The 16,282-nt window shown below is 31.6% G+C and carries 19 protein-coding genes and 1 pseudogene; all 20 read right to left on the bottom strand.

Annotation, left to right across the window (positions count from 1 at the left end; genetic code table 11):
• Nucleotides 1-12: 12 nt before the first annotated feature.
• The gene (gene glyS, locus AZF37_RS05160) at nucleotides 13-2,070 is read right to left on the bottom strand and encodes a glycine--tRNA ligase subunit beta (protein WP_088369869.1); all 2,058 of its coding nucleotides are present in this window, start codon (nucleotides 2,068-2,070) and stop codon (nucleotides 13-15) included.
• On the bottom strand, nucleotides 2,071-2,955 hold the full coding sequence (glyQ, locus tag AZF37_RS05165; RefSeq protein WP_088369870.1) for a glycine--tRNA ligase subunit alpha: 885 nt from the start codon (nucleotides 2,953-2,955) through the stop codon (nucleotides 2,071-2,073). It abuts the gene before it with no gap.
• Between the two features lie 141 nt (nucleotides 2,956-3,096).
• Nucleotides 3,097-3,336 (bottom strand): ADP-ribosylglycohydrolase family protein, encoded by a 240-nt coding sequence (locus AZF37_RS05170; RefSeq protein ID WP_088369871.1) that lies wholly within the window; start codon nucleotides 3,334-3,336, stop codon nucleotides 3,097-3,099.
• Nucleotides 3,318-3,443: an ADP-ribosylglycohydrolase family protein gene (locus AZF37_RS05175; protein WP_088369872.1), complete on the bottom strand. Its 126-nt coding sequence runs from the start codon at nucleotides 3,441-3,443 to the stop codon at nucleotides 3,318-3,320. Before AZF37_RS05175 ends, AZF37_RS05170 begins: the two co-directional genes overlap by 19 nt.
• On the bottom strand, nucleotides 3,443-3,793 hold the full coding sequence (locus tag AZF37_RS05180; protein WP_088369873.1) for an ADP-ribosylglycohydrolase family protein: 351 nt from the start codon (nucleotides 3,791-3,793) through the stop codon (nucleotides 3,443-3,445). The genes AZF37_RS05175 and AZF37_RS05180 overlap by 1 nt, the downstream gene beginning before the upstream one ends.
• Before the next feature lie 484 nt (nucleotides 3,794-4,277).
• A complete protein-coding gene (locus AZF37_RS05185; RefSeq protein WP_088369874.1) occupies nucleotides 4,278-4,502 on the bottom strand; it encodes a lipase family protein in 225 nt (74 codons plus the stop codon).
• Nucleotides 4,503-4,953: 451 nt separating this feature from the next.
• Nucleotides 4,954-5,709, bottom strand: coding sequence for a DNA repair protein RecO (recO, locus tag AZF37_RS05195; RefSeq protein ID WP_088369876.1), 756 nt, complete (start codon nucleotides 5,707-5,709; stop codon nucleotides 4,954-4,956).
• Nucleotides 5,693-6,589 (bottom strand): GTPase Era, encoded by an 897-nt coding sequence (gene era, locus AZF37_RS05200; protein WP_088369877.1) that lies wholly within the window; start codon nucleotides 6,587-6,589, stop codon nucleotides 5,693-5,695. The genes recO and era overlap by 17 nt, the downstream gene beginning before the upstream one ends.
• Nucleotides 6,589-6,984, bottom strand: coding sequence for a cytidine deaminase (gene cdd, locus AZF37_RS05205; RefSeq protein WP_088369878.1), 396 nt, complete (start codon nucleotides 6,982-6,984; stop codon nucleotides 6,589-6,591). The genes era and cdd overlap by 1 nt, the downstream gene beginning before the upstream one ends.
• Nucleotides 6,974-7,459 (bottom strand): rRNA maturation RNase YbeY, encoded by a 486-nt coding sequence (gene ybeY / locus AZF37_RS05210; RefSeq protein ID WP_088369879.1) that lies wholly within the window; start codon nucleotides 7,457-7,459, stop codon nucleotides 6,974-6,976. Before ybeY ends, cdd begins: the two co-directional genes overlap by 11 nt.
• A 2-nt stretch (nucleotides 7,460-7,461) precedes the next feature.
• Nucleotides 7,462-8,325: pseudogene (locus tag AZF37_RS12335) on the bottom strand (PhoH family protein).
• A 66-nt stretch (nucleotides 8,326-8,391) separates the two neighbouring features.
• Nucleotides 8,392-9,009 carry a thiamine diphosphokinase gene (locus AZF37_RS05220; RefSeq protein WP_088369880.1) on the bottom strand — a complete coding sequence of 206 codons (618 nt, stop codon included), beginning with the start codon at nucleotides 9,007-9,009 and terminating at the stop codon, nucleotides 8,392-8,394.
• 64 nt (nucleotides 9,010-9,073) lie between these two features.
• The gene (gene rpsU, locus AZF37_RS05225; RefSeq protein ID WP_088370666.1) at nucleotides 9,074-9,250 is read right to left on the bottom strand and encodes a 30S ribosomal protein S21; all 177 of its coding nucleotides are present in this window, start codon (nucleotides 9,248-9,250) and stop codon (nucleotides 9,074-9,076) included.
• A gap of 95 nt (nucleotides 9,251-9,345) precedes the next feature.
• Entirely contained in the window at nucleotides 9,346-11,004 is a 1,659-nt protein-coding gene (locus AZF37_RS05230; protein ID WP_088369881.1) for a glutamine--tRNA ligase/YqeY domain fusion protein, read from the bottom strand.
• Nucleotides 11,004-12,467: a glutamate--tRNA ligase gene (gene gltX, locus AZF37_RS05235; protein ID WP_088369882.1), complete on the bottom strand. Its 1,464-nt coding sequence runs from the start codon at nucleotides 12,465-12,467 to the stop codon at nucleotides 11,004-11,006. Before gltX ends, AZF37_RS05230 begins: the two co-directional genes overlap by 1 nt.
• Before the next feature lie 24 nt (nucleotides 12,468-12,491).
• Nucleotides 12,492-12,821, bottom strand: a complete 330-nt coding sequence (locus AZF37_RS05240; protein ID WP_088369883.1) for an HIT family protein — start codon at nucleotides 12,819-12,821, stop codon at nucleotides 12,492-12,494.
• A 3-nt stretch (nucleotides 12,822-12,824) separates the two neighbouring features.
• A complete protein-coding gene (mtaB, locus tag AZF37_RS05245) occupies nucleotides 12,825-14,117 on the bottom strand; it encodes a tRNA (N(6)-L-threonylcarbamoyladenosine(37)-C(2))-methylthiotransferase MtaB (RefSeq protein ID WP_088369884.1) in 1,293 nt (430 codons plus the stop codon).
• Nucleotides 14,117-14,746 carry an RsmE family RNA methyltransferase gene (locus AZF37_RS05250; RefSeq protein WP_088369885.1) on the bottom strand — a complete coding sequence of 210 codons (630 nt, stop codon included), beginning with the start codon at nucleotides 14,744-14,746 and terminating at the stop codon, nucleotides 14,117-14,119. Before AZF37_RS05250 ends, mtaB begins: the two co-directional genes overlap by 1 nt.
• Before the next feature lie 107 nt (nucleotides 14,747-14,853).
• On the bottom strand, nucleotides 14,854-15,759 hold the full coding sequence (gene prmA / locus AZF37_RS05255; protein WP_162473915.1) for a 50S ribosomal protein L11 methyltransferase: 906 nt from the start codon (nucleotides 15,757-15,759) through the stop codon (nucleotides 14,854-14,856).
• A 157-nt stretch (nucleotides 15,760-15,916) separates the two neighbouring features.
• Nucleotides 15,917-16,201 (bottom strand): hypothetical protein, encoded by a 285-nt coding sequence (locus AZF37_RS05260; protein ID WP_088369887.1) that lies wholly within the window; start codon nucleotides 16,199-16,201, stop codon nucleotides 15,917-15,919.
• Between the last annotated feature and the right edge of the window lie 81 nt (nucleotides 16,202-16,282).

Consider the following 16,282-nt stretch of genomic DNA (forward strand, 5'->3'; position numbering starts at 1 on the left):
TAAAACAGCAAATTAAATTACCACAGATTCAACATCAAATAATTGATCACCCATTTTTAAAATAGTCCCTAATAAACCAAGTCTATTGTTTTTTACTGCTTCTTCATCAGCCATAACCATAACATTTTCAAAAAATTCAGCCATTTCTTTTTTCAGAGTAACAAAAATTGTCATTGCTTCTCTATAATCTTGTTTCTTTAAAGCTTCAGTAAAATCTCTTTCAATTGAAGCTACTTTTCTGCCTAAGGCTTTTTCAGAGTCATCTTTAAATAAGTTTTCGGAAAAAATAACAGATACTACTTTTTGCTTTTTAAGAATATTCTTAGCTCTTTTTAGAACTTCAACTAAATCTTCAAAAGATTCACTTTGACTAAAATTCTTTAAATCTAAGGCTTTTAAGTAAACACTATAGATATCATCAATATCACCCTTCAAAAGACTATCAACTAAATCATAAGATAATTCTTTTTCAAGGATAACTTTTAAGCGCAATTTAAAAAAATCAAGTACATCTTCTACAAGCAATTCTGTAATAGTAGATCCATATAGTATTTTTACTTTAGACACTAAATCTCTCAAGGATAAGTGCAGTTTATTTTCAATTAAGGTTCTAACAATACCTAAAGTATGCCTTCTTAAAGCGTAGGGATCTTGACTACCCGTTGGCATTAAACCAATACCAATCATGCCTATAATAGTGTCTATTTTATCTGCAATTGCTACGGCTATACCCGTTGTAGTTTTAGCTACGCTATCTCCTGCAAAAATAGGTTTATAATGTTCTTCAATTCCAATTGAAACAAGAGGTTTTGCACCTTCAATTTCACTATAATAACGTCCCATTTTACCCTGCAATTCAGGAAATTCGTAAACCATTTGAGTCTCTAAATCACATTTACAAAGAATCGCAGTTTCTTTGATTTCAGCAATTTCCTTGAAATTAAGCTGATTGCCAATATATTCAGATAATTCAGTTATTCTTTGAACTTTATTACCTATAGTTCCTAATTTCTCTTGAAATACTACGCGATTCAATTTCTCAATTAAAGAATTCAGAGGGGTTTTTTGATCCTCTTCAAAGAAAAATTTAGCATCCTCCAAACGTGCAATTAAAACTTTCTCATTACCTTTAATAACTGTATCAAGAGCATAATCATCACCACAACGAACCCCTATAAAATTAGGTAATAAATCACCATTATTATTTTCCAAAGGGAAATACTTTTGATGTTTTGCCATTGTAATCATGACTACCTCTTTAGGTAATTTTAAATACTCTTTATTAAATGACCCTGTAAAAACAGTAGGATACTCAACTAAGAAAAGAACCTCTTCAAGTAAATTATCTGAAGGCACAAACTTTCCGCCAACTTTTTTTTCTTCCTCACTAATTCCCTTCAATATTAGCTCTCTTCTTTTCTCAATATCACATATTACATATTCTTTTTCAAGAGTAGATTCATATAGTCCATCATTAGTAATTTCAATATTACCTTTTGATAAGAAGCGATGACCAACTGTTGTATTACTACTTTTAATACCAGCAAATTCAATAGTTAACGGTTGATTATCAAAAGTCGAGATGATGGAGCGTACAGGTCTAACAAATGCTGTTTCTTCATTACCCCAATGCATCATTTTAGGAAAACGCATACTCTTCAATACTTTTTCAATAATTGAAGGTAATAAAGTTTTTGTTTCAACGCCAGGAATAGTCTTTTCAATATAAATATATTCAATATCTTTAATGATTTTTGTAGATAACTCTTCTGAACTAATGCCTTGGTCTCTACAAAATCCTAATAAAGCTTTTGTTGGCTCTCCAGTTTCATTGTAAGCTGCTTTAACATTAGGACCTTTAATTTCAACATGGACAGGTTCTGTTGCTAAAGCCAAGCCAGTAATAATCATAGTCAATCTTCTAGGTGTTCCCATCATCTTAATAACATCCCAAGGAATACCATCTTTATCCAATTGCTTTTTTGTTTTCTCTAAGAGCTCATTTAAAGCACCCTTCATAAAACGAGCAGGAATTTCTTCAGTTCTAATTTCCAGTAAATAATTAGCCATCTATTTCCCCTCCTTATTTTTCAGTAATGGAAAACCTAAGGCTTCTCTTTGTTCAACATACCCTTTAGCGCATTCTTTAGCCATATTCCTAATACGTGTAATATAGCCTGTTCTTTCAGTTACACTAATAGCACCTCTAGCATCTAATAAATTAAAAGAATGAGAACATTTTAATACATAGTCATAAGCTGGAACGATTAATTGTTTTACCATACAACTATAGGCTTCTTTTTCATATAGATTAAATAAATTAAAAAGCGTATCACTATTTGAAACCTCAAAATTATAAGTTGAAAAATCGATTTCATTTTGTTTGAAAATATCGCCGTAGGTAATATTATCTACCCATACAATATCGTAAACACTATCTTTTTCTTGTATATAAGTAGCTAATCTTTCTAAGCCGTAAGTAATTTCAACTGAATCAGGTTTACAGTCTATCCCTCCACATTGCTGAAAATAAGTGAACTGACTCACTTCCATACCATCGAGCCAAACTTCCCAGCCAAGACCCCAGGCGCCAAGTGTTGGTGATTCCCAATTATCTTCAACAAAACGAATATCATGAACCAGTAAATCAAGTCCAATTAATTTTAGACTTTCTAAATAGAGATCCTGAATATTGTCTGGGCTAGGTTTAATAATTACCTGATACTGATAATAATGTTGTAGTCTATTAGGGTTTTCACTATAACGTCCATCAGTAGGTCTTCTACAAGGCTCTACATAAGCAGTAGCCCAAGGCTCAGGTCCCAATGCTTTTAAAAATGTATTAGGATTCATTGTTGCTGCACCCTTTTCAATATCATAAGGCATTTGAATAATGCAACCTTTTTTTCCCCAATAATCATTTAACTTTGAAATTATTTCTTGAAATGTTAACATTTCTTAAGCCTCCTTATTTTCATTTCTTTTATTAGCAAACTTATAGCTAATTTGCCATAATGTATTATATTCACTTAATTTTTTTATTGGCTTTTCAGGCAATCCCTTAATGCCATAATAAACCCATGCTAAACCGCCAGGTTACGGACCCCCAATAGTATCTCGATCTCCACCAAGGGAAACACTGATTTTTAAAGCATCATCAAATGTCCGAGTTTTATAAAAAATAGTCAAGGCTGCTAATAGTGTATCTGCAATATAAGCAGTTGTTTTTAGAGAATCAAAACCTGCATTTTTATAGTTGCCATAAAACAAATGGCTACCAAAAACTTCATTTAAGCTCTCTTCTTTAGACTTATTTTTTAATAATAAAGTTGACAAGCTTCCCGACACCTAGGATCAAAATGAGTTAAGTAGGATTGTTCTCCAGCCACAAAAAGCATTTCCTTAAAATCATCATAAAATAATGGAACAGGCAAAGTTCTCATTAGAGAGCCATTCCCTGCACTCCTAAAGCCAGCACACTATCATCAGCATACTGTACAGCATAGCCCCAATTATTTTTCAGCTCATAACCTTCAAATGCAAGTTTAGTTATATGGCCAATACCAACTGGATTGTCATGAAGCCATTCTATAAAATATTTTCCTATGGCTTCAAATGGATTAGCTGGATTGTCTAGAATACCTTTAGTAACAGCTACTGATAAATAAGTATCGTCGCTAAGGGAACCATTAAAATCCCGCCATTCTTTGTTTTCATCAAGTAATGTACCATAGCTATCGCCTAAAGATAATCTGAAGAAACCACCTGTAATTCGATCATTAATATTAATCATTATTTTTATTCCTTTGCGGGGGAACTATTGCATATTTTTTTAGAAAAATTCTTTTTTTATTGTTTTTGTCTGTTTGCTAAGGGATTTTTTTAATTCCTTAGGTATATCTTTACCCCCATTTTAAGCATTTTATCTACATAAGGTTTTAGTTTTTGTTCTTTTACAGGCTTTAACAATAGCAGAGCAGGTAAATCAATGTGTTCCTCAGCATAATAGCGAATGGATGTATCATTTTTGTCATCACCTGTTATACTATCAATAATAAGTCAATACCCAATATGATTGAATCCTTCAATAGTGCTTGTCAAACCATAGAGTAAGTTGTTTAATAAATCTCCATTATTAATTTAATTATCTGATACATTGTTTCGAGAGCAAGAGAAACTTCTTCATCACTCGTGTCTTTATTGCGTTCCTGGGCTCTCCGAGTTAATAATTCTTCAAATTGCTCAACTCGTAAGGGTGCACTGTTATAAGTTACCAATTATATTTTGCAATTATTATCAATAGCTTGAAAATAAAGCTCACCATAAGCCATTGTTGCAACTGCGCCTCCCAGAGAATGTCCAGTAATAATTATACTGTCTGGGTATGAAACGGCCTTGCTGATAAAACTATCAATCTGTTCTTTCATTGCTACTTTTAAAATTGTAAATTGACTAGGAGTTAAAATGCCTTTTGGAACAACTAAACGAATATTATTGTCCATCCAATCAGCCCTAGCTTCATCTGAACCAGAAATCCCAACAAGCAGTTTTTTTCATTAATAAAAGAAAGACAATTATAGCCAGTTTTTTCATCTCTTTGGTAGAGATGATATTGCCAGTTCTTATTTCTTAAATTCTGAAATGAATTGTATTTTTCCAAGCCTTTCTTAGGCAAAAATCCCCTAAAGGGGGTTCAGTGTTACCAATTTTAATAAACTCTTTTTTAAATGTATCTTCTATAGAATACTCTATAGGTAAATTTTTTCTTGCAAAAGTTTGTTCTTATTATATTCTGTTTTACAAGCTAAAAAAGGCTGAAGAGAATTTCTAGTATAGGCTAAAAGCATACTATCTTTAATTACTTCAATCTATAACTTAAGTTCATTAATTTTATCAACAGACATAATCCGAACCTGTTCTTTTAATGTAATTCTCTTCATTAAACTTCCTCCGTTAAAATTTTAGTTTTTTTAAAAATACAAATCCATTAAATTTTCTTTCAAGAATGCATTCAATCCATCTTTCAAGAAATGCGTCAAACTTATCAAAATTATTTTTTTCCAAATTAATTCCTTTAATTTCTTTAAATAAATCAAGTTCTAAACAACGATAAAAATTAACCAGTTCAGGTTCTAAATAAAAACCTTCATTAGTGCAATTAGTACACGTAATCTGTCCATCTTGAAATTTGAAATAAAAAGGACCACTTACATTACCACAAATACTGCAGCCACCTAAATCAGGGCTATAACCTAAATAATAAATAGACTTTATTAAAAAATAACGCATTAAAAATAATGGATCCTCTGTTTTTCTCAATCTGTTGAGACACCAATAAAACAAATCAAAAACACTATCGTGAGGCATATGGTCTGGCAATACATCATTTAAAAATGTACCCATAGCCATTGCTACACCCATTTTATCTAAATCTTTTCTTAAATACAAAAAGCTATCAACAACTTCTCCTTGGGTTAATATTTGATAAGCCGTCCCCTTAGTTAAATGATAATTGCCATATACAAATAAATCTGTACTACTCTTATTTTTGCTAGTTAGCTTACGAACGCCTCTAGCCACAAAAGACATCTTACCAATTTCTTTAGAAAATAAAGTAACAGATTTATCATTTTCTTTATATACTCGGTTGCCAATAATAATACCACTAACAATAGATTCTTTTGTTTTTTCATTATGTTCTTTCTTCATAGCCAAAATTTCTTAAATGAATATCTTTACGTCTCCACTGTTCCTTCACTTTTACACGAAGATCAAGATATACTTTCATACCCCACATTTTTTCAAGTTCTACTCTACTCTGTTTGCCAATTTTTTGAAGCATTTTTCCACCTTTGCCAATTAAAATACCTTTTTGAGATTTTCTTTCAACATAAATGGAGCCATAAACATTGACTAAATTACCATCTTCTTCAATATAATCTGTTACAACTGCTACAGAGTGGGGAACTTCTTCTTCTGTATGGAAAAGGATTTTTTCTCTCACAATCTCACTGACAATTTGTTTTTCAGGTTGATTTGTAATAGTTTCCTCTGGATAGTACATAGGACCATCTGGTAAAAGATTTTCCATTATTTCCATTAGGGAATCTATATTTTCGCTTTTAAGTGCTGAAATAGGAATAATAGCTTTAAAAGGAAAAGCTTTTTGATAAGCATCTATGATCGGTAAAAGTTCTTCTTTAGGTAACAAATCACTTTTATTAATTAATAAGATAACTGGGCATGTTGCTTTTTCTAATTGGGATATCACGTAAGCTTCACCTGTCCCCATAGGCATATCGCAACTCACAACATAAAGAATAAAATCCACATTATATAAAGTATTCAATGCTGTATTCACCATATATTCCCCTAAAGCATTTTTAGGTTTATGAATACCTGGTGTATCTAAAAAAACCATTTGGTAATCTTCTGTTGTATGAACGCCAGTTATTTGATTTCTAGTAGTCTGAGGTTTTGAAGACATAATAGCTATTTTTTTTCCTAAAATAGTATTTAAAAGAGTCGATTTACCTACGTTGGGTCTTCCGATAATACCAATAAAACCAGATTTAAAATTTTTATCCATTATTTTTCCTCTTTCAAAGTAAATGCAACTGGCAATAATTCTTCTATTGTAAATTCATGGTAATAATTATTAGGTCCATAAAAATATATTTTAAGCTCAGGTGCTAACTCAGATAAAACCTGTCTACAAGTGCCACAAGGACTTTTTACCAAACTGCTATCTGTCACAACAACCATTTCTGTAAAATCTTTACAACCTTCAGTTATACCAGTAAAAATAGCATTTCTTTCACCACATATCGTTGGAGAATAACCTGCATTTTCTACATTGATACTCTTAAATATACTGCCGTTTCTATCCATTACAGCTGCAGCTACTTTAATAGATGAATAAGTGCTATAAGCATTTTCCAAAACTGAATATGCTGCTGCTTTAAGTACTTCTCTATTGCTCATTTTCACGGCTTATATCCATTTTCATTAGTACTTTTTCTTCCATTTTACGCATAACTTGTTTGTCATTATCCGTTTCATGGTCATAGCCTAATAAATGTAAGATTCCATGGACTAATAGATAACACATTTCTCTAGTAAAAGAGTGACCAAAATCTTCACTTTGTTCTTTAGCTCTTTCAGCTGAAATTACAATATCTCCTAAAATTATTTTATCGGATTCGCTAAAATACAAAGGTTCATCACTTTCTTCATCTTCAAGTAGTACAAAACTTAAAACATCTGTTGGTCTGTCAACTTTACGGTATTGCTTATTAATAGTTTGGATAAATTCATCATCACAAATAAGGACCGAAGCCTCATAATCATCAATTGCTCCAGCAGTGCTCAATGCTAAAATACCAACTTGTTCCATTCTTTCTAATAAGTTATCATCTATTGCTATCTTTTTTTGATCATTATCAATAATAATATCCATTATTATTTTCCTCCCTTTTCATAGGCTTTAATAATTTCTTTAACTAGTGGATGTCTCACCACATCTTTACTATCTAAATGAATCATCTTAATACCTTTGACATCCTTTAGTAACTGGACAGCATGGGCAGATCCAGATGTTTCATCTTTTTTTAAATCAACTTGTGTTGGGTCTCCGGTAATAACTACTTTAGAATAAAACCCAAAACGCGTTAAAAAAATTTCATCTGTTCAATGCTTGTATTCTAAGCCTCATCTAAAATTATAAACGACTCGTCAAGTGTTCTGTCTCTCATATAGGCGAGTGGGGCTACTTCAATAATACCTCTTTCAATTAACTTCTCTGTGCCTTCAAAACCTAACATATCATAAAGTCCGTCATATAAAGGCCTTAGGTAAGGGTTAATTTTTTCTTGTAAATCTCCAGGTAAAAATCCTAGTTGTTCACCTGCTTCAACCGCTGGTCTTACTAATATAATTTTATTAACTTCTTTTTTTCTTTAATGTATTGACAGCTAACACTACAGCTAGAAAGGTTTTACCTGTAACAGCTGGTCCGATACCAAAAACAACATCATTGTGTTTAATAGCATCAACGTATTTATTTTGTCCTATACTCTTAGCCCGAATGGGTTTCTTTTTTGCTGTCGTTCCAATGATTGCTTCAAGACGGGCATTTTCCTCATCTTTCAAAGAACCATTTTGTCCCTCCCCAATATAATAGAGAATTCGATTTTTATCTATTGTTACCCCTTTATCAATAAGTGGAATTAAAACATCAAATAACATTACACAGATATCAAAATTAGCTTCAGTGCCTTTAATATTCACAATATTGCCACTGCCATTAATGGTAAGATTGAGTATTCAACTTCTTTATTCAAATAAGAAACCTCCATGAATCATTATCTTTACTATTATATCATGTTTTAACTACTTTTTTCCTTGTATTAATAACATTTTTCCTTCTAGGATTTCAATTTTTGCCTCAAATTCCTTAATTCTATTTCTTAATGTAATGATGTGTCCTACTTCAGTCTTAATGTTGCCATCGTAGTCAAACCCAATTAAAATTAAATGGGTTGATTCTAAAGGTAAAAAAGAGATGGAATCGCCTTTCTCCTTATTAACCATGTGTTTACCTTTCTCAAGGACATTAATCCACTCTTCTTCAAGAACTATTGTAGCATTAGGATAGCGTGTTAATAAAAAAACATTACCTAAAAAATGATCAATTTCAGATAAACCACCTGTGCCAATAATCAATAATTCATTGGCAATCTTACTCCCTTCAATAAATCCTAATTCGCCATCAGTTTCATTTTTAATAACTGGAAAAATTTTAATAGGAATATTCTGACTTTTATAATAACTTAAAAGAGATTTTTCAATTGAATCAAAATCACCTAATATTAAATCTGGCATAATGTTCTGATTATATAAAAACTGACATCCACTATCTACACCTATAATATAATCCCCATTTTCATAAACGCTGTTAAAACGTTCAATGGATAATGGCTGACCTCCTAGACTAATAATAGCTTTCATTTAATCCTCCTAAATAAATTAGGTCTGCTTTAAAAGCAGACCTAATAAGAATCTTAATTTTTGTTTACTTGAATTTACGCTTACGCGCAGCTTCTGACTTCTTTTTTCTCTTTACGCTTGGCTTTTCATAATGCTCTCTTTTTCTAACTTCCGATAAAACACCTGATTTTTGACAGGATCTTTTAAAACGGCGTAGAGCAACGTCCAAACTCTCATTTTTACCAACTTTTATTTCACTCATTTGCATCCCTCCCTCCACATTAAGGATGGGTGATATTCTAATCATAGCACCAAATTCTTAGTCTTTATTATAACTAATTTTCTTCTTTTCGTCAATCATTTTTTCACTTTAAAAGACTCTTTTAAGGAAACAATTCTATTAAAAATCAGTTCATTTTCATCGGAATTTCTATCCCTGACAAAATAGCCTTTTCTTAAAAATTGAAAATGTTCTTCTGGCTGAGATTCTAAAAGATAAGGTTCTAAATAAACAGTTCGCTCAATAAGCGAATTTTCATTAATAGCAGCTTCATAAGCACCATCTTCAGGCAATTCTACATTAAACAATCGGTTATAAAGCATAGCAGTGCCTTTGACAGCATGAGGAACGGACACCCAATGAATTGTGCCTTTAACCTTTCTACCATCATCACTCCAGCCTCCTTTTGATTTAGGGTCATAGGTGCAGTGAATAGCAATAACATTACCGTTTTCATCTAAGTCATAACTATTGCACATTACATAAAATGCATCTTTTAAACGCACTTCATTACCTGGATATAAACGACGAAAACCTTTAGGAGGTTCAATAAAAAAGTCATCTTTTTCCACATACAGCTCTTTAGTAAAAGGTATCTTTCTTTTACCTAACTCTTTTTGTTCTGGATTAATATCTCCTTCTAACCAAAGAGTTTCCGTCTCATTAAAGTTATTAATAATTACTTTAAGTGGATCTAAAACGGCCATAGCTCTTTTAGCTTCGTAATTTAAATCTTCTCTAATGGTTGCTTCTAACTGGTTCATGTCAATAATACTGTTGTTCTTGGCAATACCTGCCTCTAACACAAATTTTCTTATAGATTTAGGTGTATAACCTCTTTTTCTCAATCCTTGAATTGTAGGCATTCTAGGATCATCCCAACCTGACACAATATTATGCTCAACTAAATAACGTAATTTACGTTTACTCATAACAGTGTAATTAATATTAAGTCTTGCAAATTCTCTTTGTTTTGGTAAATAAGGAGTTTCAAATTCCTCTAATACCCATTCATAAAGAGGTCTGTGATCTTCAAACTCCAAACTACAGAAAGAATGAGTGATACCTTCTAGTGCATCTTCAATAGGATGAGCAAAATCATACATAGGGTAAATACACCAATCATTACCTGCATTATGATGGTGAGCTTTCATCACCCTATAAATAACAGGATCTCTCATATTTAAATTAGGAGAACCCATATTAATCTTAGCTCTTAAAACCATTTCTCCTTCAGGTATTTCACCTTTTTTCATAGCTTCAAATAACATACTATTTTCCTCAACACTACGGTTACGATAAGGACTATTTATTCCTTTTTCAGTTAAGGTACCTCTATTTTCCCTAATTTCTTCTGCTGACAATTGACAGACATAAGCTTTCCCCATTTTTATGAGTTTACATGCATAATTATACATTTGATCAAAATATTCTGAAGCATAAAATAAGCGATTTTCCCAATCAAACCCCAACCACTCAATATCTTCTTTAATAGCCTCAATGTAGTGTTCCTCTTCTTTACTTGGATTCGTATCATCAAAGCGTAAATTACAAATACCATCATATTTTTTTGCTATTCCAAAGTTAACGCTAATTGCCTTTGCATGACCAATATGTAAGAAGCCATTAGGTTCTGGAGGAAAACGTGTATGTATTTTTTTGATATCACCTTTTGCTAGATCATCTTCAATAATATTATCTAAAAAACCAAAAGATACATTTTCAAAGCTTTCCATTATGCGCCTCCTACCTCTTTATCTAATAACTCAATACCTTTTATTATTCTTCTAATGCTTTCTTCTTTACCTAAAATATCAATAATTTCAATTGCACCACCTGGTGTCATACTCTGACCGGTCACAGCAACCCTTAAAGGCCAAAGAAGCTGTCCGTTTTTAATTTCCATTGTCTTTGCTAGTTCTATAAGTCCATTATGAATAGCGTCTTCACTAAAATCATTTAAGCTTTCTAAAAATTCAAGACCTTTTTTTAAACTATGAAGAGCAATTTCCTTATTGGTTTTCATTTTTTTGTGTTTATATAAATCAGTATTATAATTTTCCAAATTGTTTAAAAATATTACTTGGCTTGGAATCTCAGTGAGTATATCAGTTCTTTTTTGAAGTATTTTAGCAATTTTCATAGTATTGAGATTAACAGACAAACCTTTTTTTATATAAGATAAAGCTCTAGCATGAAAATCTTCTATAGACATTCTTCTAATATATTCACCATTCATCCATTTTAACTTTGTTTTATCAAATACAGATGGTGACTTACTTATACCTTCTACAGTAAAATTATCTTCTAATTCCTTAAGAGTGAAAAATTCACGCTCATCTCCTGGGCTCCAACCTAGCAGTGCAACAAAATTTGTGATTGCCTCCACTAAGTATCCTTCCTCCACTAAATCCTCAAAAGACATATCGCCATGTCTTTTAGACAATTTATGACCATCTTCATTTAAAATCAATGGCAAGTGAATATAAGTTGGTTTTTCCCAACCTAAAGCATCATATAATAAATTATACTTAGATGTAGAGGATAAGTATTCACTGCCCCTAATAACATGGGTAATAGCCATTAAATGATCATCAATTACATTAGCAAAATTATAGGTTGGATAGCCATCAGATTTTATTAAAATCTGATCTTCCAATTCTCTGTTGTCAACTGTTATATTGCCAAATACAGCATCACAAAAAGTTGTTTCACCAACTTTAGGCATTTTCTGTCGAATTACATAAGGAATACCAGCCTTAATTTTTGCTTCTATTTCTTCTGCAGATAGAGTTTCACAACAGCTATCATAGCGAGGGAATATGCCTTTTGACTCCTGCTCTGCTCTAAGTTCATCTAAACTCTCTCTAGTACAAAAACAATAATATGCATCTCCATTGTCTACTAATTCTTTTCCATATGGTAAGTACAAAGAAAGGCGTTGACTCTGGACATAAGGGCCATAAGCACCTTCTTTATCAGGACCTTCATCATAATTCATACCTACTAGCTTCAAAGTATTATAAATAACATCTAGTGAACCTTCCACTAAACGTCCCTGATCTGTATCTTCGATTCTCAAAATGAACTTACCTTTATTTCTACGAGCAATTAAATACTCATATAAAGCAGTTCTTAAATTACCAATATGCATATAGCCAGTAGGACTAGGTGCAAATCGTGTTCTTACTTCTCTCATAAATTTAGACACTCCTTTAAATTTTTATCCCATTTTGCCTAATTTTTTACCACCTAACAGATGAAAATGAATGTGGTCAACTTCCTGACCTCCATCAAATCCTGCATTAGTTACTAATCGATAACCATGTTTTTTAAGATCTTTTTCAATTATTAAATCTTCTATACACTGTGGCAAACTCTTTAATTGATTGCCATCCACTTCTGCAACAGTTGTCACATGACTTTTAGGAATAATTAAACAATGCACAGGAGCAACTGGATTAATATCTTCAATTGCCAGCAAATCATTATTTTCCCAAAGTATAGTACTCGGAATCTCTTTATTTACAATTTTACAAAAAATACAAGACATTTTCTATACCTCCTCAGTTCCTACTAAATAATTTCCATTAACATTAATAATTTTTACAGGTATTATTTTATTCACTTTACACTGCTTACTGGAAAATTTAACACGTAAATAATTTTCACTATAGCCTGTTGCTAAACCATCATTATTTTCTTCGACTAATACTAAAAGGGTTTTACCCACCATTTTTTTTAAAAACATTCCATGAAGTCTATCTTTAAGAACTTTCATCTCAGAAGCCCTTTTATTTTTAACTACTTCGTCTACTTGCTCAGGAAAAGCAGCAGCTTTAGTTCCTTTTCTTTTAGAATATTTGAATATATGTAAATTATCTAAACCTATTTTTGAAATAAAATCCATGCTGTTTCTATGCTCTAACTCAGTTTCATATGGAAATCCTACCATGATATCGGTTGTCAATGAAACATCTTTTTTAATAACCCTTATTTTCAATGCCACCTTCTCATAAAGGTCTTTTTCATAAGGCCTCTTCATTAATTTTAAAATAGTATCATCACCGCTTTGAAGTGAAAGATGTAGATGTGGCATTACTTTAGCACTGGCAAATACAGCTAGAAATTCATCACTTACTTCATTGGGGTCAAGTGATCCAAAGCGAATTCTTTTAATACCCTTAATCTCAATAATCTTATTAACTAAAGTAGCCAGAGTAGCTTTATTATTAAAATCCTTGCCATAGGCTCCTGTATGAATTCCCGTTAAAACAACTTCTTGGTAACCCATTTGAGAAAGCTTCATTATCTCATTTATAATATCCTTTTCTTTTCTACTTCTAATAGGTCCTCTAGCAATTGGTATAATACAATAAGTGCAAAAGCTTTCACAACCTTCTTCAATTTTAATAAAAGCCCGAGTTTTCTCAGTAGATACAAAGGGAAGTCCTTCAAAATCTCTTTCTTTAAATACATTAGAAACAACAGATTTTCTCTCACCTAATTCCAGTCCTTCAACTAAAGAAACCACTTGATTTCTATCTTTCATACCTAGTACTAAGTTAACTTCAGACATTCCTAATAAATCACCAGGAGCTGTTTGAGCATAACAACCAGTTACTACAATAATTGCATCCTGATTATCTTTTTTTGCTTTTCTAATTAATTGTCTAGATTTGCTATCCGCTTTACTTGTCACAGTGCAAGTATGGATTATATATACATCAGCCTTCTCTTGAAAGTTCACAATCTCATATCCATCACTACTAAAACAAGCTAATAGACCTTCTCCCTCACTTTGATTAACTCTACAACCTAGGGCAATCATGGCTACTTTTTTCTTCATTATTCTAAATCCCCCAGTTCATACATTACAATACTTACAGCGGCAATTGAAGCCGTTTCAGTTCTTAAAATTCTTTGTCCCAAAGATACAGAATAGCCTCCATTATTTTGTATTGCATTAACCTCTTCTTCCGTGAGTCCACCTTCTGGACCGACAATTAAATCAACAGCTTTAATGCCTTGATTTTTTAAATTTTCAAGAAGGGTGCTAAACTTTGGTCCTTCTTTTTCATAGAGTACTAGAGTGCTATTCTCTTTATTTTTATTTTTTAAATAATCCTCCAAAGTTTTTAGGGCTTCAATAGTAGGCACTCTATTGCGACCACATTGCTTAACTGCAGCTAAAGCTATTTTCTGCCAGCGTTCCTTCTTATTTTTGGCTTTTTTCGAATCTATGCGAACAACTGAGTTGGTTAATAAAAAGGGTACAATTTTATTAACCCCTAATTCTACGCACTTTTGAATAATTAATTCTAGCTTATCCCCCTTAGGATAGCCTTGATACAGAGTTACTAAAATATCCGGTTCCCTTGAGGGTAATACTTGTGGTTCAGCAATCAAAGTAGTGTTACTACTAATATCCTTTATTCTGCCTTTAAATAGTCTGTTTTCTGAATCAATAACCTCCACTTCACTATTTGTTTTTTCTCAATACATTTTTAAGATGATGATGTTCATCTCCTGTAAGCAAACAAGTATCCTTTACTACTTTTTCTGATACAAAAAATCGCTCCATTTTAACCCTTTCTATATACAGCGGCAACCCAACCGTCTTCTTCTATTTTTTCTAGCAATAAAAATCCATCAGCTTGGAGTTTATTATTTGTTTCTTCCCACTTATCTAAAATAATACCAGAAGCAAAAAGCAGACCATTTTCTGCAAGCTTCTGATAGCCCTCACTGCTGAGGTCCATAATAATTGAAGCTACAATATTCGCTAACAAAATATCGAATTTTTCATCTATATTATCTAATAAACTATTAACTTTGAATTCAACTTTTTGTTCTTCACCAATAAAATTATAGAATAAATTTTCTTCAGCTGTTTTAATGGCTTGTCGATCATTATCTAAAACTAAAAGATACCCTGCTCCTAGCTTTAAAGCGCCAATACTAAGAATACCTGAACCGCAGCCAATATCAGCCACTTTTTTATTTTTAAAATCATATTTTTCCATTAATTTTAAAATATTTTTTGTAGTAGCATGAGTACCAGTACCAAAAGCAATTCCAGGATCAATTTCAATAACCAGTTCATCATCTATGGGACTATAAACTTCCCATGAGGGCACAACTACAAAACGATTGCCAACTTTACTCGTATGAAAATATTCCTTGTAAGCCGTTAAGAAAGAATAGTCTTTTATTGTTTTTACTGAATCTATTGGAAAAAGTTTATTAAGAATTTTTTCATTTTCTAGATACTTGTCTTTTTTTATATAGGCTTTTAAGGTAACATTATTAGATGTAGTTTGTGTCAAACGTTGGTAATCAATATAATCTCCATCGATTAAATTTATTTCATCAGAAGTTAATGATTCAATAATTTCAATTCCATCTATCCCATAATTATATAATTCATCGATTAATACATCTTTATCTATTTTATTTGTAGTCAGTATTAATTCATTATAAATATTCAATCTCAACCCCTCCCATAACTTTCTTAATTTTATCATATATCAGCTTATTAAAAAAGGACTGATAGGCTATATCAATCCTTTTATCAGTTTATTTTTAAATATCATCTTCATCTAATAAAATCATTTCATCAACTGATTAACCGTTTTAAAGAATAAGCTATTTTATGAGTAATTTCACCTTTTTCCAAAAGTATTTGAACGCCGTCTCTTTCAATTGAAGTGCTTTAACTTGATTTTTGAAAGTTTTATCCTCAATATTTCTATTCTTAATTAATTCAGTTCTTTTTGTATAATGATTAATACTAATTAAAGCTTCTTTTCTATTTTTCTCAGTTTCTATTTTTTTAATAGCATCAATACCTTCTTGAGCTAAAATAATATCTGTTGCTCTAAATTCACCAAAGAGTTTATGATGTTTTTTAAGAAGATCATCAATTCTCACCACATTATTTTCAATAGCCTTTTTAATCCCTTTGCCAGTAAATAATAGCTTTATACCTCCCCAAATCCTCCTAATGAATGA

This window comes from endosymbiont 'TC1' of Trimyema compressum, assembly GCF_001584725.1.
Classification (GTDB): Bacteria; Bacillota; TC1; order TC1; family TC1; genus TC1.